The following is a 19366-nucleotide window of genomic DNA, read 5'->3' on the forward strand; positions in this document are numbered from 1 at the left end:
AGATGAATGGCGGCGACTCCTGGCCGCGCCAGGTGGAAGCCGGACGCGGTGTAGCCACCGTTCTCAAAGTCATTTCCATAAATCATCAATTTCCCCACCTCCTTCAGATGAGTCTGTCCGCCGATGAAGAGCGGAATAGCCGACAAGGAAGCGCGCCGAATCCTCACGGATCAGGGCACCACTGGAGGCTAGCACCGGACCTGTGGCGTGCGACACCCCTACTGGAGAGTAGTTTCAGCAACCAGAAAAAGGTGGCGGTCGAGATCGCACCGATTCTCCGGGTTCAATGCCGGAAAACGGTGCGGTCTCGACCGCCAGTTGATGCAGAGGGCTGAAGGGCGAGGGGTTAGCGCTCGATCTCGCCGCGGATGAAGGCCTCGACGAGCTCGTGAGCCTCATCGTCATGGTGCTGGACCGGCGGGGACTTCATGAAGTAGGACGAGGCCGAGAGGATCGGCCCGCCGATGCCGCGGTCCAGGGCGATCTTGGCCGCGCGGACGGCGTCGATGATCACGCCGGCGGAGTTCGGCGAATCCCACACCTCGAGCTTGTACTCGAGGGAGACGGGGGCGTCGCCGAAGTTGCGGCCCTCGAGGCGGACGAAGGCCCACTTGCGGTCGTCCAGCCAGGACACGTAGTCCGAGGGGCCGATGTGCACGTCATCCTCGCCGAGCTTCGCGGAGGTGTTGGAGGTGACGGCCTGCGTCTTGGAGACCTTCTTGGACTCCAGGCGCTCCCGCTCGAGCATGTTCTTGAAGTCCATGTTGCCGCCGACGTTCAACTGGTAGGTGCGGTCCAGGGTGACGCCGCGGTCCTCGAAGAGCTTCGCCATCACGCGGTGGGTGATGGTGGCGCCGATCTGGGACTTGATGTCATCGCCCACGATCGGCACGCCGGCGGAGGTGAACTTCTCGGCCCAGGCCGGGGTTCCCGCGATGAAGACGGGCAGCGCGTTGACGAAGGCGACCTTCGCGTCGATGGCGGCCTGTGCGTAGAACTTGGCCGCCTCCTCCGAGCCGACCGGGAGGTAGCAGACGATGACATCCGCCTGGGTGTCCTTGAGGATCTGGACCACGTCGACCGGCTCGGCGTCCGACTCCTCGATCGTCTCGCGGTAGTACTTGCCGAGACCGTCCAGCGTCGGGCCGCGCTGCACCGTCACCTGGGTGGCGGGGACGTCGGCGATCTTGATGGTGTTGTTCTCGGAGGCGGTCAGGGCCTCGGAGAGCTCCACGCCGACCTTCTTGGCGTCCACGTCGAACGCAGCCACGAACTCGAGGTCATCCACGTGATAGTCACCGAACTTCACGTGCATGAGTCCGGGGACCTTCTCGTCCACGGAGGCATTTCGGTAGTACTCCACCCCCTGGATCAGCGAGGTGGCGCAGTTTCCCACGCCCGCAATGGCCACACGAATCGGGTTCTTAGACACCGGTACTCCTTGTTGTCCTGATGGTCCTGGGGCCGCACGCCGGGCGCGGCGGACCGGGTCCCGCATGACGGGATTCAACGCTGGTGGGTGCCGCCAACCCGAGTGGGCGCGGCACAACCTCATCCACTTTACGCCGGTTGACGTCCGTGGACGGCATCGTGTCCAACCGTGCCGGGATCCTCGCTATTCCCGTTCTCGGTTCCCGGCCGTTCCCAGTTGCCTGTGGAGACCGGTCCCGCCCTCCGTAGGATGGGACCCATGAGCGTGCGCACCCCGGCCCCCGGCCCGCGGAAGGCCGAGGCCGCCTCGTCCACCATCCCCGGCGGTCACGACGCCGGCCGCCCGCTCCCGGCCTCCGTCCCGTCCCGCACGGACGGCCTGGTGCGCAGGATGCGAGAGCTGCTCGGTGGACCGATCGGCCGGCACACCGTCCCCGGGCGGATGACGGGCACGTTCTTCACCCCGATGCGGGTCCTGATCCTGCTGACCACCCTCTCGGCGATCGTCGCCGTCCTGTTGAAGTCCCCCTGCCGGCTGAACGGCTGGGGTCAGCCCACCGTGTACTACGCCGGCTGCTACTCGGACTGGTCCGCACTCTACGGAGGACGCGGCTTCGCGGAGGACCCCTTCGCCCCCTTTGCCGCGGGGGCGAGCTTCGAGTATCCGGTGCTGATGTCCGTGGTCGCCTCGATCGCGGCGGTGATCTCCCAGACGGTGCCGTTCTCGGAACTCAACCCCTCACTGGCCTACTGGGACGTGAACTTCGTGTTCACCGCGGTGCTGTGGATCGTCACCGTGGTGGTCACGGCCAAGTCCGCCGGACGGCGGCCCTGGGACGCGCTCATGGTGGCCGTGGCCCCGGGCATCATCCTGGCCGGTTCCGTGAACTGGGACCTGTGGGCAGTCGCGCTGCTGGCGGTGGGGATGTGGCTGTTCGGCGGCCGCAGGCCCCTGTTGGCTGGGATCTTCTTCGGCCTCGGTGCCGCCATGAAGCTCTACCCGCTGCTGATCCTCGGCGCCTTGCTCATACTGGCGGTCCGCTCCCTGAAGTGGGCGCCGTTCCTCTGGGCCGCACTGGGTACTGTGGCGGCCTGGATGGCGGTCAACCTGCCGATGATGATCGGCAACGTCCAGGCGTGGAGTGTGTTCTTCACCTTCTCCGGCGAGCGTGGCCCAGGGCTGAGCTCGATCTGGCATGCGTGGGACGTCACCGTGGGCAAGATCGGCGGGCCGACCATCAACGCCGAACAGCTGTCCCTGCTGGCCTACGGAGCCTTCTCCGCCTGCTGCTGTGCCATCTTCGCCCTGGGCGTGCTGTGCCGTTACCGGCCGCGGGTGGCCCACCTGGCCTTTCTGATCGTGGCCGCGTTCGTGCTGTGCAACAAGGTGTACTCGCCCCAGTTCGTCGTCTGGCTCATCCCCCTGGCGGCGCTCGCCGCCCCGCGCTGGCGCGACTTCCTGATCTGGCAGTTCCTGGAGGTCCTGCATTTCTGGGCCATCTGGATGTACCTCGCGAAGGGTGCCTCCGGCTCCGAGGTCCAGCACTCCCTGGACGACACGTTCTACGTGTTGGCCGTCCTCGGCCACATGGCCGCCACCGTCTACCTGATGTTCCGGGTGGTGAAGCAGATGCTGCATCCCTGGGAGGACCCGGTGCGGGCCTCCTTGCCCGGCGGGCGGATCTGGCGGACTGGAAACGCCGGCCAGGGGCGGGTGGCGGCCGCTGCCCGGCTGGAATCGCTCGGCTTCGACCCTTCCGAGGCCGGCCGGCTCCCCGTGGACGATCCGTTGGGAGGACTCTACGATGACGCCCCCGACCGGGCCCCCTGGCTGCTCAAGGCCGACGCCCCAGTACGGTAGGGCCATGACCGCACCGGACACCGACTCGCCCCGCCCGACCCCGGACCTGCCCGAGTACCTGCAGGACCTGGCCGACTTCGTGATGGACAGTCCCTCGAGTTACCACGCCGCCGCCGAAGTGGCCCGCCGGCTGGAGGCCGCCGGATATGTCCGCCTGAACGAGGCAGCGGACTTCCCGGCAGAGCCCGGCGGGTACGTGCTGGTCCGGGACGGTGCCGTGATGGCCTGGAGGATTCCCGACGCCGGCCAGAACGCCTCCACCCCGGTGTTCCGGATCCTCGGCGCGCACACCGATTCGCCGACTTTCAAGCTCAAGCCGAAGCCGTCCACGTCTCGCGAGGGCTGGCTGCAGGCCGGAGTGGAGGTCTACGGCGGACCCCTGCTGAATTCCTGGCTGGACCGCGAACTGTGCTTCGCCGGCCGCATGGTGACCGTGGACGGTCGGGAACATCTGGTCCGCACCGGACCGATCGCCCGGTTTCCGCAACTGGCCATCCACTTGGACCGTGAGGTCAACAATGGCTTGAAGCTCGACCGGCAGCAGCACCTGAATCCCGTCTGGGGCGCCGTGGCGCGGGGAGACACCGGCGGACGGACCGCGGACCTGCCGACTGACATCCTGGCCGTCCTGGCACGCACCGCGGGGCTGGAGGCGGACGCGGTGGCCGGCTTCGACGTCGTGATGGCCGATACCCAGGCGCCCGGGGTGTTCGGAGCTTCCGGCGAACTCTTCGCCTCCGGGCGGTTGGACAACCTCTCCTCCGTCCACGCCGGGCTGGTGGCGCTGGAGTCCCTGAGCACCTCCACGGCCCGACCCGGCTCACTTCCAGGCGGCGTGGGGTGGGTTCCGGACGGAAACTCCCACCCCACGTCACCTGAGAACGTGGGAGGGGTGGTGGCGGACGGCGTGGCCGGTGAATACGCCGGGGCACCCGTGATCCCGGTGCTGGCCGCCTTCGACCACGAGGAGCTCGGCTCGGCGTCCCGCTCCGGTGCGGCCGGGCCCGTGTTGGAGGACGTGCTCCGCCGGGTGTTGGACGCGCTCGGTGTCTCGGGCCAGGGAGCCGCGCGGTCTTTGGCGGGCTCCTGGCTGCTCTCTGCAGATGCCGGGCACCTGGTCCACCCCAACTATGCCGAACGGCATGACCCGGTGGTCCACCCCCGGCCCAACGGCGGCCCGCTGCTGAAGATCAACGCCATCCAGCGCTATTCCACCGATGCCGCCGGGGCTGCCGCCTTCGCCCGTTGGTGCGGGGTGGCCGGGGTGCCGTTCCAGGAGTTCGTGTCCCACAACGGCGTGCCGTGCGGTTCCACCATCGGCCCGATCTCCGCGACCCGGCTGGGCGTCCGCACCGTGGACGTGGGCATCGGGCTGTTGTCCATGCACTCCGCCCGTGAGATGTGCGGCACCGAGGACCCGGCACGGTTGGCCAGGGCTGTCACCGCCTTCTACGAGGGCGTCTGATCCGAACCACTGCACCACGGGCGGGAGTGCGGTGCGTTGTCCACAGTGCTGTGGCCGGGGCTGGTGCCGGCGAGCGGAAGCGGATGAGACTGGGATCGATCCGCTTCGATTCCGGTTCGCGGCCCGAGCGGGCACAGGGTAGGATAGACAAGGTTTTCTGCGTGCCGTCCCATGACGGACTCCGCGCAGATCCATCGCACAGAACCTCCTGTTACGGAAGTACCGTGACCGTCAGCCCAAAGGAGGTGGGTTCGCATGCGTGCATATGAACTGATGGTGCTGGTTGATCCCGAAGTGGATGAGCGCACCGTTGAACCGACCCTGCAGAAGTACCTGGAGGTCGTCACCAAGGACGGCGGCTCCGTGGACAAGTTCGATCTCTGGGGCCGGCGTCGCCTGTCCTACGAGATCCAGAAGAAGGCTGAGGCCATCTACGCGGTCATCAACTTCACCAGCTCCCCGGAGACCTCCAAGGAACTGGACCGACTGCTGGGTCTGAACGAGACCATCCTCCGCACCAAGATCACTCGCCCGGAAGAGCAGAAGATCTCCGCGGAGACCGCAGAGTAATTCCCGTGTTGGCATCCCCTGGGAAGCCGCACACCCACGCCGATATCACCGCCGAACGGCACGGACGTAAGGCACTACAGGAGGCATCATGGCCGGAGAAACCGTCATCACCGTTGTTGGAAACCTGACGTCCGACCCGGAACTGCGGTTCACCCCCTCGGGTGCTGCCGTGGCGAACTTCACCATCGCCTCCACGCCTCGGACGTTCGACCGCCAGTCCAACGAGTGGAAGGACGGGGAGACCCTGTTCCTCCGCGCGTCGATCTGGCGCGAGGCGGCGGAGAACGTGGCCGAATCGCTGACCAAGGGCACCCGCGTGGTCGCCCAGGGCCGGCTGAAGGCCCGGAGTTATGAGACCCGTGAGGGCGAGAAGCGTACGTCGTACGAGCTGGACGTCGATGAGATCGGCCCCTCACTGCGCTACGCCACCGCCAAGGTCACCAAGTCCAACCGCTCCGGCGGGGGCGGCTTCGGTGGCAACTCCGGTGGTGGCTTCGGCGGCGGCCAGGGTGGCGGCGGTTTCAACCAGGGGGCCAACCCCGGTGGCCAGGGCGGCGGCAACGCCGGTTGGGGCGCCGGAGGCGGCCAGCAGGGCGATCCATGGGGTGGTCCCTCCACCTCTGCCGGATCCTGGGAGACCCCGGGCAACGACGAACCTCCGTTCTGATCCCGGACTCCCCACCCCACACCGCATCATCCAGGGACTGGTGTCCACCAGGCCCGCCACCGGCCTCCGGTGCCCTCGGGCACTGACTGCCGGACGTCGTCGGGAACCGTTTCCCGCACGGCACAGCAGGTGGCTCGCCACCTGCGATCCCATCCCGCAGAACCGTTCTGCGGGCTCCCGAATATCGAAGGAGCACCACGATGGCGAAGGCTGAAATCCGTAAGCCCAAACCAAAGTCCAACCCCCTGAAGGCCGCTGACATCACCGTCATCGACTACAAGGACGTTGCACTGCTGCGCAAGTTCATCTCCGACCGCGGCAAGATCCGCGCGCGTCGCGTGACCGGCGTGACCGTGCAGGAGCAGCGCAAGATCGCCCAGGCCATCAAGAACGCCCGTGAGGTAGCCCTGCTTCCTTACTCCGGCGCTGGCCGCGGCTGATCGACCGAGTCGAGGAAGGAACAGATACCAGATGGCAAAGCTCATTCTGACCCAGGAAGTGACTGGCCTGGGCTCCGCCGGTGACGTCGTCGACGTCAAGAACGGCTACGCCCGCAACTACCTGCTGCCGCGCGGTTTCGCGACCCCGTGGACCAAGGGCGGGGAGAAGCAGGTCGAGTCGATCAAGACGGCCCGCCAGATCCGCGCCGTGAAGTCCCTCGAGGAGGCCCAGGCCCTGGCTGCACAGCTCCAGGCGTCCGCGGTCAAGCTCGAGGTCACCGCCGGTGAGGGCGGCCGCCTGTTCGGCGCCGTCAAGGCCGCAGACGTGGCTGACGCCGTCGCGGCCGCTGGCCGCGGCAGCATCGACAAGCGCGTCGTGACCCTGCCGTCCGCCATCAAGGCGACCGGCCGGTTCCAGGCTCACGCACGTCTGCACGAGGATGTCCTGGCCGTGATCGACCTGGACGTCGTCGGAGCCAAGACGAAGAAGAAGTAGCTGCAGAAGTGACTGAAGGACTGACTCTCTAGTCGACCTTGGTCCTCAGCACCGCGGCCGGTCGGATCCCCCAGGGAACCGACCGGCCGCGGCATTTAACCGGGACCGTCGCCGCTCCCGTGACCCCGCTCTGCTCAGCCCTCGTTGCGGGGTTGATCGACGACCTCTGTCATGTGGCGGTAGCCCGTCTGCATGAGCTGCTCCAATACCTGCACGTCCACGTCCGCCAGGGTATTGATGTAGAGGCAGCCCTTGCCGGCCTGGTGCTTGCCGAGCCTGGACAGCAACTCGGGGGCTTCGGGTTGCATCAGGAGTCCGTACAGGGACTGGCTGGCCTTGCGCGGGGCGAAGCCAACGGCAAGGGCATCACCTCGGTGCCCAGACTCGTACTCGTAGTGGTAGCTGCCGTAGCCGACCATGGTCGGGCCCCACATCACGGGCACCTCTCCGGTGACACCTCGGAACATCTCGTCCAAGACCCGGGCATCGGCACGGCGGACGGGATGTTCCACCTGTGCGATGAACTCCTCGACGGGAGTCTGCGTGGGTTTCGTCTTGTTCTCATAGCGGGCCATGCGTCTATCCTCCCAGTCCCTACAGAGGGAGGGAATGTGAAAGCACCGGTAGGCCAGTAGAGACTGAGCGAGGACTGGGCGTGACGGATGTGACAACGCGGGAGTCAACAGGTTCCTCGGGCGGCCGGAATGAGCGGTATCGGAGCATACAACCACGGATACAAACCATGTGGACAAGCTGTGGATAACTCTGAAGAGCACGGCCTCGAGGTTGCACCGGTGCCGCTGGCGGTGCTAGATCGCCACCCGTAATCCCCAAGCAAATTCTTTTCTATCCACAGCCTCCAGTTTATAAAACACGATGTCAGACCGGAATTGGTGTGGAATGCACAGACCTTTCCCCGGAGTTGTCCCCACGCTGTGCACACAACACGCCGCTGAATCCACACGTTATCCACAGACTATGTGGATGACCTGGTTGAGGCAGGGGCGACCGGCGAGTAGTGTCTCCTGGTATCCCCTTCAGGCGGAGCCGGGTATTGGCTGGGGTTCACGGCGCACATCCGGCACTACATCGTCTGCGGAATCCGCCGCTTCGGGGTAACCGGTGCGGCGGGTTCCTCTGGGGAAATTCGCACCGCGAGGAGTTTGCCGGGCCGTCCGGTATGGGAAAGGGAATCGAGTACTTGGCATCAGAGGATTTTGATTCCACCGACGGCACCGGCGGCTCGCGGGCACACCTCCTTCCGCCACAGGACCTGGTAGCCGAGCAATCCGTGCTCGGGGGCATGATGCTCTCCAAGGACGCCATCGCGGACGTCGTGGAACTGCTGCGGGGCAACGACTTCTACAAGCCGGCCCACGAGATGATCTACGAGGCGGTCATCGACCTCTATGGCCGTGGTGAGCCCGCTGACGCCGTCACGGTGGCGGACCTCCTCAACAAACGGCAGGAACTCTCGCGCATCGGGGGGCCGGCCGTCCTCCACGAACTCATCCAATCGGTCCCCACCGCGGCCAATGCCGGCTTCTACGCCGAGATCGTGCGTGAGAAGGGCGTGCTCCGCCGCCTGGTCCAGGCCGGCACCAAGATCGTCCAGATGGGTTACGGCCAGGACGGCGAGGTCGAGGAGATCGTCAACGAGGCCCAAGCTGAGATCTACAAGGTCGCCGAGACCCGTCAGTCCGAGGACTATGTAGCGCTGTCCGGGATCCTCGAACACACGGTGGACGAGATCGAGGCCGCGGGGTCCCAAGGCGAGGGCATGACCGGTGTCCCCACCGGCTTCTATGAGTTCGATGAACTGACCCAGGGCCTGCACGGCGGCCAGATGATCGTCATCGCCGCCCGACCCGCCGTCGGCAAGTCCACGCTTGCCCTGGACTTCGCGCGTGCCGCCGCCATCAAGAACAACATGACGTCCGTGTTCTTCTCCCTCGAGATGGGTAAGAACGAGATCGCGATGCGCTTGCTCTCCGCCGAGGCCACCATAGCGTTGCAGGATTTGCGCAAGGGCACCATCCGGGACGAGCAGTGGTCCAAGATCGCCGCCACCGTCGGTCGGCTCAATGACTCCCCCTTCTTCATCGACGACTCCCCGAACATGTCCATGATGGAGATCCGTGCCAAATGCCGCCGCCTGAAGCAGAAGCACGACCTCAAGCTCGTGATCCTCGACTACCTGCAGCTGATGAGCTCCGGCAAGAAGGTCGAGTCACGCCAGCAGGAGGTCGCCGAGTTCTCCCGTGCCCTGAAGCTGCTGGCGAAGGAGCTTGAGGTCCCGGTGATCGCACTGTCCCAGCTGAATCGTGGTTCAGAGCAGCGGACGGACAAGAAGCCGCAGGTGTCCGACCTGCGTGAATCGGGCTCGATCGAGCAGGACGCGGACATGGTCATCCTGCTGCACCGCGAGGACATCTATGACAAGGAGTCCCCTCGCGCGGGCGAGGCGGACCTGATCGTGGCCAAGCACCGCAACGGCCCCACCAAGACCATCGTGCTCGGCTTCCAGGGTCACTACTCACGGTTCTCCAACATGGCTCCCGACGCCGGCGGGTTCTGACGGTGCCCACGGCACCTCCGTGCCCCTCACGCCGCTGATGGACCCGCCGATGGAACTGATAGCGGATCTCTGGACGCGGGCCACCGCCGCCCACGCTCCCCTGGACTGGCCCATCGCGCTGGCGATGGCCGGCGTCGCGCTGGTTCTGGCCTGGACCCCGCCCGGCTACCGTGTGGTGCGGCACGTGGTGACCCTGGTGCACGAGGCCGGACACGCGTTGGTGGCCGTGCTCGCAGGCCGTCGGCTCAGTGGCATCCGGCTGCATTCCGACACCTCCGGGGTGACTCTTTCCCGAGGTAGGCCGCGTGGGCTCGGGATGGTGCTGACCCTGGCGGCCGGCTATCCGGCTCCTGCGCTCGTGGGCCTGGCGGGTGCCTGGCTCGTAGGGGCCGGCTATGCCGCCGGATGGCTGTGGCTGCTCGTCCTGACCTGTGCGTTGATGCTGCTGATGATCCGCAATCTCTATGGGCTGTGGGTGGTGCTGGCGACCGGCGTGGCCGTGGGGGTGTTGTCCTGGCTCGCCTCGCCCGTCGTCCTGGTGGCCGCCGCACACCTGGTGGTCTTCTCCTTGCTTCTGGGGGCCCCCCGCTCCGTGGTGGAGCTGCAGCGGCAGCGGCGCCGGATGCGCCGCGCAGCCGGTGGCCGAGGCGGTTACGCGGGCGGCCTGGCCAGCGATGTCGACCAACTGTCCCGCCTGACACACGTCCCGGCCGCTGTATGGACGGGAGTGTTCTGGCTCGTCTGCGTCGGCTGCCTCGCGGCCGGCGGATGGATGCTGTGGCCTGTGCAGCCGTAGAGGTGTTGACGGCCCCGGCCATGGCGCTCCACGGTTGACCCACGCGGGGCACACCCCGAAGACAATCCGGCTTGGGAGGCACACCATGGCATCGACGAGTACCACGACCACCGACCACGAAGAGATCCGCCGCTGGGTGGAGGAACACGACGGCAGGCCCGCCAGTGTCAAAGGCACCGAAGGTTCTGCAGAGGCGGGGGTGCTGCGCATCGACTTCCCCGGTGGTGCCGATGAGGATGAACTAGAGCACATCGACTGGAGCGACTGGTTCGACAAGTTCGACCGGGAAGGGCTGGCGTTCCTCTACCAGCAACAGAAGGCCGACGGTGGCGACAGCACGTTCTTCAAGCTGGTCTCCCGATGATGCCGGCCATGGCCTCGGCCGAACGGGCGCCGGCCTTCGAACCCCGGCGCATCATCATCTCCGGTGCGGATTCCGGCATCGGGAAGGCAACCGCGGTAGCCCTGGCGACGACGGGGCGCCAGGTGGGCCTCACCTGGCATGAGGACCGGGACGGGGCTGAGGCCACTGCCCAGGAGGTGGAGGCCGCTGGCGGGACGGCTCACGTCCGCCACCTGGATCTGACTGACCCCACCCACGGGACTGCATTGGTGGACGACCTGGCCGAGACGATGGGTGGGGTGGATGCGCTCGTTCTGTGTTCCGGCACTGGTACGGCGACCCGTCTGCTGGACCTGGACCTCGAGACGTGGCAGCACGTCCTGCGGGTGGACCTCGACGGTGCCTTCTGCTGCCTGCAGGCGGCCGCGCGGCGGATGGTGGCGGACGGGACCGCCGGGCGCATCGTCGCCATCACCTCGGTCCATGAGCACGCACCCCGCGTGGGGGCCGGACCGTACTGTGCTGCCAAAGGGGGACTGGGCCTGATGGTCAAGGTCGCTGCCCTGGAACTGGCGGAGTACGGCATCACGGTGAACGCCGTGGCCCCGGGAGAGATCGCCACCCCGATGACGGGCCAGGAGGATGAGTCCGTGGTGCAGGACAAGCGCCGCCCCGGCATCCCCGTCGCTCGCCCCGGCGACGCCCGGGAGGTGGCGGCGACCGTGGCCTTCCTGTGCGGCCCCGACGCCGGCTATGTCACCGGTGCGTCCTGGGCTGTCGACGGCGGCATGCTCACCATGGGTCCGATGGCCGGCTCGCACCTGGACAGCGAGGACTGGCGCCGACCGTGACACGGTCGAGCCTTCCCCGACGTGTGCGCATGCACGGCGACGGGACCTGACATCCGAGGGGTCCGCGCACCTACCATGCGGACCATGAAGGTCGTCGTCCTTGGGGCCACCGGAACCATCGGAACACTCATCACCGCGCGCCTACGCGAGTTCGGCCATGAGGTCCTCGCTGCCAGCCGGAGCTCCGGGGTGGACGCGGTGACGGGCGAGGGGCTCGAGGCGGCACTCGCCGGTGCGGATGCCGTGGTGGATGCGCTGAACCGGGAGACCCTGAGCGCCGCCGCTGCGATCGAGTACTTCGCGACGACGGCCGGCAACGTCTGCGCGGCGGCCCGCCGGGCCGGCGTCGGGCGGCTGGTCTGCGTCTCGATCGCGGGGGCGGCCGATCCGGCCGTGAACAAGGCGTACGGGTATTACCGTGGCAAGGCGGCGCAGGAGCACGCCTACCGTTCCTCGGGACTGCCCGTGACCATCATCCATTCGACGCAGTGGTTCGAGCTGGTCCCCACCATCCTCCGGCGGACCACCGTGGGCCCGGTCGCCGTCCTCCCGACGATGCGCATGGCAGCCGTCTCCGCGGCCTCCGTGGCCCGGCTCGTGGCTGATGAGGTGGCCCGGAAGCCAGACGGACGGACCGGGCACGAGGTGCGGGAGGTCGCCATCCGCGGACCGGAGATCGCCACGGCGGCCGACGTGGCCCGGAAGATGCTGGCGGTGCGGGGTTCCCTCGGTGGCAAGAGCCCGAAGAGGATCCTGGAGGCGCCCCTGTTCGGCCGTGCCATCGCCTCGGGCGGGCTCATCCCGGAGGACGGACTCGTGGACGAGGTCACGCTGGAGCAGTGGCTGGCCGGCACCCGGCCGCACGCCGTCCGGGATGCCTACGACTACGTGATCGTCGGCGCGGGGATGGCGGCCGCCAAGGCCATCGACGGCATCCGGGCCGAGGACCAGGCCGGGAGCATCGGGGTGTTCGGCGAGGATCCCTCCGCCCCGGTGTACCGCCCGGACCTCTCCAAGACCTTGTGGCTGAAGGAGGACGCCAGCCTGGAGGAATCGCTCATGCTCTCCGAGGCGCCCGGTGCGGCGAAGACCCCGGATGAGAGCACCGAGCTTCACCTCGGCACCGCGGTGACGTCCCTGACCCCGGACGACCGCTCACTCGTCCTCGACGGCGGGCAGCGGGTCCGCTACGGCAAGCTCCTGCTGGCCACCGGGGCGGCGCCCCGTCTGACCGGGCTCGAACCCGGCTCGCGGGTCCTCTACTACCGGACCGTGGACGACTTCCGGCGGCTGCGCGAGCTCGCCCGAGCCCGGGCGCACGTGGTCGTGGTGGGTGGTGGGTACATCGGAACCGAGCTCGCGGCCGTGCTGACTCAGAACGGGGTCCGGGTCACCTTCGTGGTCGCCTACGTTCCGTTGCTGGCCCACCTGTTCCCGGACTCGTTGGCCCAGACGGTCACCCGGGAGTTCAGTGACCGCGGTGTCGAACTGGTGGTCGGGAGGCTCGCCGGCGGCTCCACCCGGCGCAAGGGGGTGACCGTCCGCCTCGAGGACGGGACGGAGATCACGGCGGACGCGGCCGTCGTCGGGGTGGGCGTGTCTCCGCGCACCGAATTGGCCCGAGCCGCCGGGCTCGCGGTGGACGACGGGATCCTGGTGGACGACCACTTGCGGACCGGTGCGCACAGCATCTACGCGGCGGGAGATGTGGCCCGTTACCCGGACCGGCTGCTGGGGGTCCGCCGGGTGGAGCACGCGGCCGCGGCCGAGACCATGGGCACGGTGGCCGGGCGCAACATGGCCGGGGCGGACCGCCCCTACCGCACCACGCCGTTCTTCTGGTCCGACCTGTTCGACTTCGGCTATGAGGCCGTCGGCGAGGTGGACACGCGCCACCGGACGGTCGAGGACTGGGCCGTGGGGGAAGACGGCCAACCGGACCACTCCACCGGTGTGATCTACTACGTCAATCGGATCGGCGCAGTCCGGGGCGTGCTGCTGTGGAACGTCTGGGAATCGGTGAGACCGGCCCGGAAGCTCATCGAGAGGACGGGGATCGAGCCGGTCAGGGACCTCGATTCGCTGCGCGGTGAAATCCCGTTGGGGTAGTGGAGGGGTCATGCCGCCGACCGTGCGGTCGGAGAAGATCCCTGCGGCTGGATTCCTTGGTGAGCAGGACGGCGATCGTGCAGATCACCAGCATCCCAGCCCAGAAGGCTCCGACGAGGACCGCTGAACCACCGGCGACGATCATGAGGCCTGCCGCGATCATCGGGGTGAAGCCGGCACCGACCACAGAGGCCCCCTGGTACGCCAGCGAGGCGCCGGTGTACCGAACCTTCCCTGGGAACTGTTCTGCGACGAAGGCGCCGATCGGTCCGTAGAGCAGACCCTGCACGATGCCATTGCCGAGGATCATGGCGAGGGCGAAGCTCCACATGGTTCCGGTGGTGAGCAGCGGGGGCGGAACGGCTGCGCAAGGTCAGGGCTGTCATGGAACTGATCAAGGAGGCGACCCGGGCATAGGGGCATAGGGGCATAGGGTTGTCCGTTGTGGTTCCGGCGGGAGTGGTACCTGGTGCCAGCGGTACACCGCGCCAGCGCGACCCGCCGCTGGGTCGGGCTCTGCGGGTCTGGACCCGCGCAACCCGGCCCAGTCGACGAAGTCGGATCAGCCGCGCCCCCTTTTCCGCTCGAACGTCACCAGGGCGCCGTCACCGAAGGTGCCCGTGGTGGCATAGAGAGTGGAGCCGCCGAAGGACACGTCAGCGGGTGACTCCGCCGCGAAGAGCGTCTTGGCCGATGTGCTGCCCTTCCTGATGACGGAGACCTCCCCGCCGAACATCTCGGCCACCACGATGTCCCCGTTCCGGTCCACATCCAGGCCGGTGGTGCCGTGCATGCCGCTGGCCACGGTCCGCGCCTTCCCTGACCAAGGATTGACCCGGTACACCGTGCTGATCGGCACCATCTCGCCAGCGCTGCCCTGGAGCGTGGAGACGTAGAGGTTCCCATCGCGTCCGACCCGCACGTCCGTGGGCACCGGTTCAACGGTGTAGTCCGCCCCGACGACGCAGTCCGGCAGGGCCAAGCCCGATTCCGGGGCACCCAGTTGAGCGTCGAAGCCGGCCTTCAGTTCCGGCGTCATCGTGATGGTGGTGGCAGGAAGCACGGCCACGGTGGAGATGCGCCGGGTCTTCAGATCGACCTTGAGGATCGCGTTCGCGGCGGCGTCGGCCACATAGGCGGTGTTCCCGTGGACATCGAGTTGGTAGGCGTGAGACTCCACGATGCCCCGGTAGCGATTGAGGGGTAGGCCGGTGGCCTCCTCGAGTACCGCCACCTCGGCGGCACAGGTGGCGTCCAGCCCGCGCAGCCCGTACGTCTGCCGACGATCGGGGTTGTTGCGGTTCTCGTGGGCGATGAAATCCCGGCTGGCCACGGTCCGTTTTCCACGCTCGGAGGTCTTGACGAGGTGGCTGGTGGGGCCGCGACCGAAATCAGACTCGATGTGGAAGGTGGAGCCCTTAGCCACGTCGATGCCGACCAGTTCGTTGGGCATCTCCTCGCTGACGGGAGGCCGCATCTGGTGGACGGTGGTGACAGTCCCCCGTCTGCTGACCTTGGACAGGGTGCCCGTGAAGCTCTGGGTGACGTAGGCCGAACCGTGGTGCCCGGCTGCGACGGACAGGGGGCCGACGAGGCCCTGTGCCACCGTCTCCGGAGCGGGTGGGGTGGGCGGATGGGCCTGGGCGGGTGCTGCGATGAGGGTGACGGCGAGGGCCAGACAACTGGCCGCGGCTGCCGCACGGGACGTGCGCATGGGGGTCCTCCGAAGGGTGAAACGGCTGCGAGTGGACCGTCCCGGGCGGGACGGGCCAGTGCCTGCGCGCGGAGCCGGGGGAGGCCTCCAGTGCGCGGGAACAGCAGGAGAGTATGGCCGAGAAGGCAGGCCGGTCCATCCCCGGCCACCGCCCGGAAATCCGCCGCCGGACCGGGCCCGGTCCGGCGGCAGCAACAGACCATGTCAGGTGATGTCAAGCTCTCAAATGCCCGCATTTCAGGTACGTTCGAGCCAGGTAGGTTCGAGGCTGCTCACCCGGCGGCGCGCCACCAGGGCATGATCGGGGACCGGCACCGCGCGGACCGGTCTCCGTTCACTGGAGGGACCTGGTTAGATGACCGCATGCGAGCTTTCGGATACACGGAGTACGGCGGTCCTGAGGTCATGCACCACCTCGAGATGGAGGACCCGACTCCCGGTGAGGGGCAGGTGCTGATCCGCCTGGCCGCGGCTGGCGTGAACCCGGCGGACATCAAGGTGCGCTCCGGATTGCGCCGGAATCGGATCGAGGTCCGGTTCCCCATGCCCATGGGCCGCGAGGCGGCTGGGGAGGTGCTCGACGTCGGCCCCGGGGTCACCGGGCTCCGTCCCGGAGACGCGGTGTTCGGCTCGACGGCCGCCGGGACCGGTGCGTTTGCCGAACAGGTCCTGCTCAGTGCGGCCAGCACGGCACTGCGGCCCGAGACGGTGTCCGCGGAGCAGGCGGCCTCCCTGCCGGTGTCCGTGTGCACCGCCTTCGATGCCCTGGACGAGCTCGATCTCCCCAACGGAGCCACGCTCGTGGTGCTCGGCGCTGGGGGCGGTGTGGGAACGGCTGCTTGCGGCTTGGCCCGGGACCGCGGACTGACTGTGCTGGGCGTGGCCTCGGAATCCAAGCGGTCGATCGTCGAGGAACTGGGCGCGCGGCATGTGGTCAAGGGGAACGGCTGGACCGAGCGGGTGCGGGGCCTGGCCACGGACGGAGTGGACGGAGTGATCGACACCGTGGGCGGTGAGACCCTGCGCGAAGCCGCCGGACTCATCCGGGCCGTCAGCGGAGCAGGAGGGGCCGGGCGGGGTTCCGGGCGGGGAGGGGCAGAGCGGGGACCGTCCGGTCCGAGCCGTTCGAGCGTGCTGCCGCTGCGCAGTGTGGCCGACTACGACCTGGCCGGGCAGCTCGGCGGTGCGCCCGTCACCCGCCGCCGTACCTCCGCGGTCTACTCGCAGGTCGCCGAGCTGGTGGCCGCGGGATACTTCACCCCCGTGGTCTCCACCGTCTATTCGTTCTCGGAGGCGGCGGAGGCGGTGGCCGCCGTTGAGTCCGGCAGTCCCGTGGGCAACGTGGTGGTCACCGGCTGAGGGCGCGGGGTGACGGAGGTGGCGGTTCCGGAGGCGGCGGTTCAGATCTCGGTGACCCAGGCCGCAGGGATTCACCGAGGTGCTCCTCGGAGCGATAGGGCACCACGTCGAAACCCCCGAGGCCGGAGCCGGCCTCGGCCGGCCTGCCCCAGTCCTGGTGGAACTCGAGCACCGCCCCAGGCTGCGTTGATGACGGCTTGCACCGAACGCTGGGGGATCGGTTCGAGAGGCGGAGCGTAGCCGGTCGGACCGGAGGACGGATCCGTGCCGGTGGCCACCGTGGACCGGCTCGCCGCCGAATCGCCCGGTGCGGGCGCGGTGTCCCCAGACCGGGGAGCGAGGCCTTCCAGGCTCCGGACCCAGCGGGGCCGCCATCGGGCGGGCATGCCCGAGGTGCCCATGAAGTGGCCGGTGACCACGAGGGCCAGCCCGCCGAAGAAGCCCACGGACCACGCGATGCCACTGGCCGTCGTCGGGACTCCGGTGGCGAAGAGGTCAGCCACGGGAGTGGAGAGTCCCATCAGGACGAAGCCGGCGCCCATGGGAACCATGGCGGGTCCGAGGTGGCCGGCGTAGATGAGCGGGCGGGAGATCCACCGGCGGTTCCAGCTGGCGTGGGTGCCCCAGCCACAGATCAGGAATGCCGCGCCGATCAGTAGGAAGAACCACACCCTGACATTCTTGCGCAGGTGGCGATACGGTGGCCACGTCGGCACCGTCACCGGTCCGACCACCCGGCACGTCCAGACGTCACAGGAGGAACTCCATGCCCCGTCCGATCGTCAGCAAGGCCAGCACCCAGTGGGACGGTGACCTGTTCACCGGTTCCGGCACCACCGCCCTCGAGACGTCCAAGGCCGCCACCTTTGACGTGAACTGGAAGGCCCGGGCCGAGGAGGCGGGGGCCACCACGAACCCCGAGGAACTGCTCGCCGCCGCCCATTCCACCTGCTACACCATGCAGTTCTCCAACATGCTGAAGGAGAACGGCACCGCCCCCACCCACCTGGAGACCACCGCGGACGTCACCTTCGAGGCCGGCGTTGGCATCACCGGCATCGTGCTGGTCGTCAAGGGGCAGGTCGAGGGAATCTCCACCGAGGACTTCGTGAAGATCGCGGACCAGGCCAAGGACCAGTGCCCGGTATCCCAGGCGCTCGCCGGCGTCAAGGACATCACGGTGGACGCCACCCTGGCCTGAGGTCAGGCAGCATCGCCTGGGACGCGTGATCACCCTCTCAGGCGAACAACCCCGCAACGAGTTCGTCCGAGCGGCGCTGGCCGGCCGGATCGCTCATGCCGCCGGTCACGAGCAGCTCGTCAGCGCCGGTGAAGTCCACCAGGGACGTCACCGCCGCGCGCACCTCGCCCGGGGTGCCGTAAATCCCGGAGGCGAGGTTCTCCTGAACGCGCCGCCGGTCGCGGTCGGTGACGGAGCCGGCGTCGCCGCTCAGCTTCGTCCGGACTGCCCTGGCAGGTTCCAGGGCGCGGAACTCGCCCTTCACCCTCGTTTGGGCCAGCGCCCATGCCTCCGGTAACACCAGGTCTCGCGCGGCCTCTCGGGTGTCCGCCACGGCGAGGTTCGCCGAGACGATGACGTAGGGTTCCGCGAACCACGGCGATGGGCGGAAGTCGCGCCGGTAGAGGGCGAGGCTCTCATGTTCCGTCCTACCGTGGCGCTGATACAGGGACGGTCCGCCCACGACGACGGCCAGCCCGGCCTCCGCGGCCCAGCGCAGCCCCTGCCCGGTCGCCAGGACGAACACCGGGGTGGCGGCATGGTCCTGCGGGCGCGCGGTGAACCGACCGGTGCCACGGAGGAACCCCAGCAGTTCGGCGAGGTCCTGCGGGAACTGCTGTACGGCATCCGTGTCCCGGCGCAGCGCTGTCCGGACCGCCGGTGTGAAGCCCACGGAGCGGCCCAATCCTAGGTCGATGCGTCCCGGGAACAGGGCTTGGAGGGTGGCCGTCTGCTCAGCAACGACCAGGGGCTGGTGGTTCGGCAGCATGACCCCGCCTGAGCCCACGCGAAGCCGGTCCGTGGCGGCGGCAATGGCGGACATGAGCAGTGTGGGGGCGGAGCCGGCGATGCCGGGTACGCCGTGGTGCTCGGCCACCCAGAACCGCGAGTATCCCAGCTCCTCCGCCCGTTGGGCCCGGGCGATGACTCCCTGCAGCACCTCGGCCTCGCTGACCCCCTCGACCGTGTTGGCACGATCGAGGAGGGACACGGGCAGGGTGGTGGCGGAGTGCGAGGTCATGTCCGGCATAACGGGATCGTCGCACGAATTATTGCCGGGATCGGAGGGGCCGGCGGCGCGGTGGAACCTGCCGGCCGGCGTCGGGCCCTTGCTACCGTGCGGGCATGGCCGTCATCTACGAAACCGCCGCCACCCTCAACGGATTCCTCGCGACCGAGGACGATTCTCTGGACTGGCTGTTTGAGATCCCCGGCGAGCAACCGGACATCACGGACTTCATGGGCTCGGCTGCCGCCATGGTGATGGGCTCCACCACCTATGAATGGGTGTTGGCGATCGAGGACCTCGTGGCCCACCCGGAGAAGTGGGCCTCGTCCATGGGGCGGAAACCGGTGTTCGTGTTCTCCTCCCGGGAGCTGCCCGTTCCGGCCGGAGCGGATGTGCGGATCCTCGACGGCGACGTCGGCCGGCATCTTCCCGAGATC

At 68.1% G+C, this 19366-nt stretch carries 20 protein-coding genes; 14 read left to right on the forward strand and 6 right to left on the reverse strand.

The window, feature by feature from the left end; translation table 11 throughout:
- Positions 1-346: 346 nt before the first annotated feature.
- Complete coding sequence (locus ABD134_RS09140; protein ID WP_344228805.1) at positions 347-1432, reverse strand: inositol-3-phosphate synthase; 1086 nt, start codon at positions 1430-1432, stop codon at positions 347-349.
- A 258-nt stretch (positions 1433-1690) separates the two neighbouring features.
- Here ABD134_RS09140 and ABD134_RS09145 point away from each other — a divergent pair, with 258 nt between their 5' ends.
- The 6 genes from ABD134_RS09145 (at position 1691) to rplI (ending at position 6930) form a co-directional block, all read left to right on the forward strand.
- Complete coding sequence (locus ABD134_RS09145) at positions 1691-3292, forward strand: glycosyltransferase family 87 protein (RefSeq protein WP_344228807.1); 1602 nt, start codon at positions 1691-1693, stop codon at positions 3290-3292.
- A gap of 4 nt (positions 3293-3296) precedes the next feature.
- Entirely contained in the window at positions 3297-4757 is a 1461-nt protein-coding gene (locus ABD134_RS09150) for a M18 family aminopeptidase (protein WP_344228809.1), read from the forward strand.
- 255 nt (positions 4758-5012) lie between these two features.
- Positions 5013-5327 carry a 30S ribosomal protein S6 gene (rpsF, locus tag ABD134_RS09155; protein ID WP_115932459.1) on the forward strand — a complete coding sequence of 105 codons (315 nt, stop codon included), beginning with the start codon at positions 5013-5015 and terminating at the stop codon, positions 5325-5327.
- Between the two features lie 88 nt (positions 5328-5415).
- Positions 5416-5994 carry a single-stranded DNA-binding protein gene (locus tag ABD134_RS09160; protein WP_344228811.1) on the forward strand — a complete coding sequence of 193 codons (579 nt, stop codon included), beginning with the start codon at positions 5416-5418 and terminating at the stop codon, positions 5992-5994.
- A 200-nt stretch (positions 5995-6194) separates the two neighbouring features.
- Positions 6195-6434, forward strand: coding sequence for a 30S ribosomal protein S18 (rpsR, locus tag ABD134_RS09165; protein ID WP_010144869.1), 240 nt, complete (start codon positions 6195-6197; stop codon positions 6432-6434).
- A 31-nt stretch (positions 6435-6465) separates the two neighbouring features.
- A complete protein-coding gene (gene rplI, locus ABD134_RS09170) occupies positions 6466-6930 on the forward strand; it encodes a 50S ribosomal protein L9 (RefSeq protein WP_344228813.1) in 465 nt (154 codons plus the stop codon).
- A gap of 134 nt (positions 6931-7064) precedes the next feature.
- On the opposite strand, the gene ABD134_RS09175 is transcribed toward rplI, so the two are convergent.
- Positions 7065-7505, reverse strand: a complete 441-nt coding sequence (locus ABD134_RS09175) for a DUF1801 domain-containing protein (RefSeq protein ID WP_344228815.1) — start codon at positions 7503-7505, stop codon at positions 7065-7067.
- A gap of 605 nt (positions 7506-8110) precedes the next feature.
- Between ABD134_RS09175 and dnaB the strand changes: the two genes are divergently transcribed.
- The 5 genes from dnaB (at position 8111) to ABD134_RS09200 (ending at position 13607) form a co-directional block, all read left to right on the forward strand.
- Positions 8111-9508: a replicative DNA helicase gene (gene dnaB / locus ABD134_RS09180; RefSeq protein ID WP_425549740.1), complete on the forward strand. Its 1398-nt coding sequence runs from the start codon at positions 8111-8113 to the stop codon at positions 9506-9508.
- A gap of 49 nt (positions 9509-9557) precedes the next feature.
- The gene (locus ABD134_RS09185; protein ID WP_344228819.1) at positions 9558-10304 is read left to right on the forward strand and encodes a M50 family metallopeptidase; all 747 of its coding nucleotides are present in this window, start codon (positions 9558-9560) and stop codon (positions 10302-10304) included.
- A gap of 85 nt (positions 10305-10389) precedes the next feature.
- Positions 10390-10668 (forward strand): hypothetical protein, encoded by a 279-nt coding sequence (locus ABD134_RS09190; protein WP_344228821.1) that lies wholly within the window; start codon positions 10390-10392, stop codon positions 10666-10668.
- Positions 10669-10676: 8 nt separating this feature from the next.
- Positions 10677-11498 (forward strand): SDR family oxidoreductase, encoded by an 822-nt coding sequence (locus ABD134_RS09195; RefSeq protein ID WP_344228823.1) that lies wholly within the window; start codon positions 10677-10679, stop codon positions 11496-11498.
- An 84-nt stretch (positions 11499-11582) separates the two neighbouring features.
- Positions 11583-13607 carry an FAD-dependent oxidoreductase gene (locus ABD134_RS09200; protein WP_344228825.1) on the forward strand — a complete coding sequence of 675 codons (2025 nt, stop codon included), beginning with the start codon at positions 11583-11585 and terminating at the stop codon, positions 13605-13607.
- On the opposite strand, the gene ABD134_RS09205 is transcribed toward ABD134_RS09200, so the two are convergent.
- Together ABD134_RS09205 and ABD134_RS09210 are read right to left on the reverse strand one after the other, a co-directional pair.
- Positions 13564-13938: an MFS transporter gene (locus tag ABD134_RS09205; RefSeq protein ID WP_344228827.1), complete on the reverse strand. Its 375-nt coding sequence runs from the start codon at positions 13936-13938 to the stop codon at positions 13564-13566. The two genes, ABD134_RS09200 and ABD134_RS09205, sit on opposite strands and share 44 nt — an antisense overlap.
- Before the next feature lie 231 nt (positions 13939-14169).
- Positions 14170-15321, reverse strand: a complete 1152-nt coding sequence (locus ABD134_RS09210) for a ScyD/ScyE family protein (protein ID WP_344228829.1) — start codon at positions 15319-15321, stop codon at positions 14170-14172.
- 363 nt (positions 15322-15684) lie between these two features.
- Between ABD134_RS09210 and ABD134_RS09215 the strand changes: the two genes are divergently transcribed.
- On the forward strand, positions 15685-16680 hold the full coding sequence (locus ABD134_RS09215) for an NADP-dependent oxidoreductase (RefSeq protein ID WP_344228831.1): 996 nt from the start codon (positions 15685-15687) through the stop codon (positions 16678-16680).
- 71 nt (positions 16681-16751) lie between these two features.
- On the opposite strand, the gene ABD134_RS09220 is transcribed toward ABD134_RS09215, so the two are convergent.
- Positions 16752-17351 (reverse strand): hypothetical protein, encoded by a 600-nt coding sequence (locus ABD134_RS09220; protein WP_344228833.1) that lies wholly within the window; start codon positions 17349-17351, stop codon positions 16752-16754.
- Positions 17352-17446: 95 nt separating this feature from the next.
- Between ABD134_RS09220 and ABD134_RS09225 the strand changes: the two genes are divergently transcribed.
- Complete coding sequence (locus ABD134_RS09225; RefSeq protein ID WP_344228835.1) at positions 17447-17881, forward strand: OsmC family peroxiredoxin; 435 nt, start codon at positions 17447-17449, stop codon at positions 17879-17881.
- Positions 17882-17918: 37 nt separating this feature from the next.
- Here the strand turns inward: ABD134_RS09225 and ABD134_RS09230 are convergent, their stop codons facing one another.
- On the reverse strand, positions 17919-18941 hold the full coding sequence (locus tag ABD134_RS09230; protein ID WP_344228836.1) for an MsnO8 family LLM class oxidoreductase: 1023 nt from the start codon (positions 18939-18941) through the stop codon (positions 17919-17921).
- Positions 18942-19045: 104 nt separating this feature from the next.
- On the opposite strand from ABD134_RS09230, the gene ABD134_RS09235 reads away from it, so the two are divergent.
- Positions 19046-19366, forward strand: a 321-nt coding sequence (locus tag ABD134_RS09235; protein ID WP_425549741.1) for a dihydrofolate reductase family protein, incomplete at its 3' end; no start/stop codon positions are given.

The organism is Citricoccus alkalitolerans (assembly GCF_039528175.1).
GTDB lineage: Bacteria > Actinomycetota > Actinomycetes > Actinomycetales > Micrococcaceae > Citricoccus > Citricoccus alkalitolerans.

Coding starts and splice junctions, on each gene's coding strand:
- ABD134_RS09145 (WP_344228807.1), top strand. CDS start 1,691: ATGAGCGTGCGCACCCCGGCCCCCGGCCCGCGGAAGGCCGAGGCCGCC.
- ABD134_RS09150 (WP_344228809.1), top strand. CDS start 3,297: ATGACCGCACCGGACACCGACTCGCCCCGCCCGACCCCGGACCTGCCC.
- rpsF (WP_115932459.1), top strand. CDS start 5,013: ATGCGTGCATATGAACTGATGGTGCTGGTTGATCCCGAAGTGGATGAG.
- ABD134_RS09160 (WP_344228811.1), top strand. CDS start 5,416: ATGGCCGGAGAAACCGTCATCACCGTTGTTGGAAACCTGACGTCCGAC.
- rpsR (WP_010144869.1), top strand. CDS start 6,195: ATGGCGAAGGCTGAAATCCGTAAGCCCAAACCAAAGTCCAACCCCCTG.
- rplI (WP_344228813.1), top strand. CDS start 6,466: ATGGCAAAGCTCATTCTGACCCAGGAAGTGACTGGCCTGGGCTCCGCC.
- ABD134_RS09175 (WP_344228815.1), bottom strand. CDS start 7,505: ATGGCCCGCTATGAGAACAAGACGAAACCCACGCAGACTCCCGTCGAG.
- dnaB (WP_425549740.1), top strand. CDS start 8,111: ATGGGAAAGGGAATCGAGTACTTGGCATCAGAGGATTTTGATTCCACC.
- ABD134_RS09185 (WP_344228819.1), top strand. CDS start 9,558: ATGGAACTGATAGCGGATCTCTGGACGCGGGCCACCGCCGCCCACGCT.
- ABD134_RS09190 (WP_344228821.1), top strand. CDS start 10,390: ATGGCATCGACGAGTACCACGACCACCGACCACGAAGAGATCCGCCGC.
- ABD134_RS09195 (WP_344228823.1), top strand. CDS start 10,677: ATGGCCTCGGCCGAACGGGCGCCGGCCTTCGAACCCCGGCGCATCATC.
- ABD134_RS09200 (WP_344228825.1), top strand. CDS start 11,583: ATGAAGGTCGTCGTCCTTGGGGCCACCGGAACCATCGGAACACTCATC.
- ABD134_RS09205 (WP_344228827.1), bottom strand. CDS start 13,938: ATGTGGAGCTTCGCCCTCGCCATGATCCTCGGCAATGGCATCGTGCAG.
- ABD134_RS09210 (WP_344228829.1), bottom strand. CDS start 15,321: ATGCGCACGTCCCGTGCGGCAGCCGCGGCCAGTTGTCTGGCCCTCGCC.
- ABD134_RS09215 (WP_344228831.1), top strand. CDS start 15,685: ATGCGAGCTTTCGGATACACGGAGTACGGCGGTCCTGAGGTCATGCAC.
- ABD134_RS09225 (WP_344228835.1), top strand. CDS start 17,447: ATGCCCCGTCCGATCGTCAGCAAGGCCAGCACCCAGTGGGACGGTGAC.
- ABD134_RS09230 (WP_344228836.1), bottom strand. CDS start 18,941: ATGACCTCGCACTCCGCCACCACCCTGCCCGTGTCCCTCCTCGATCGT.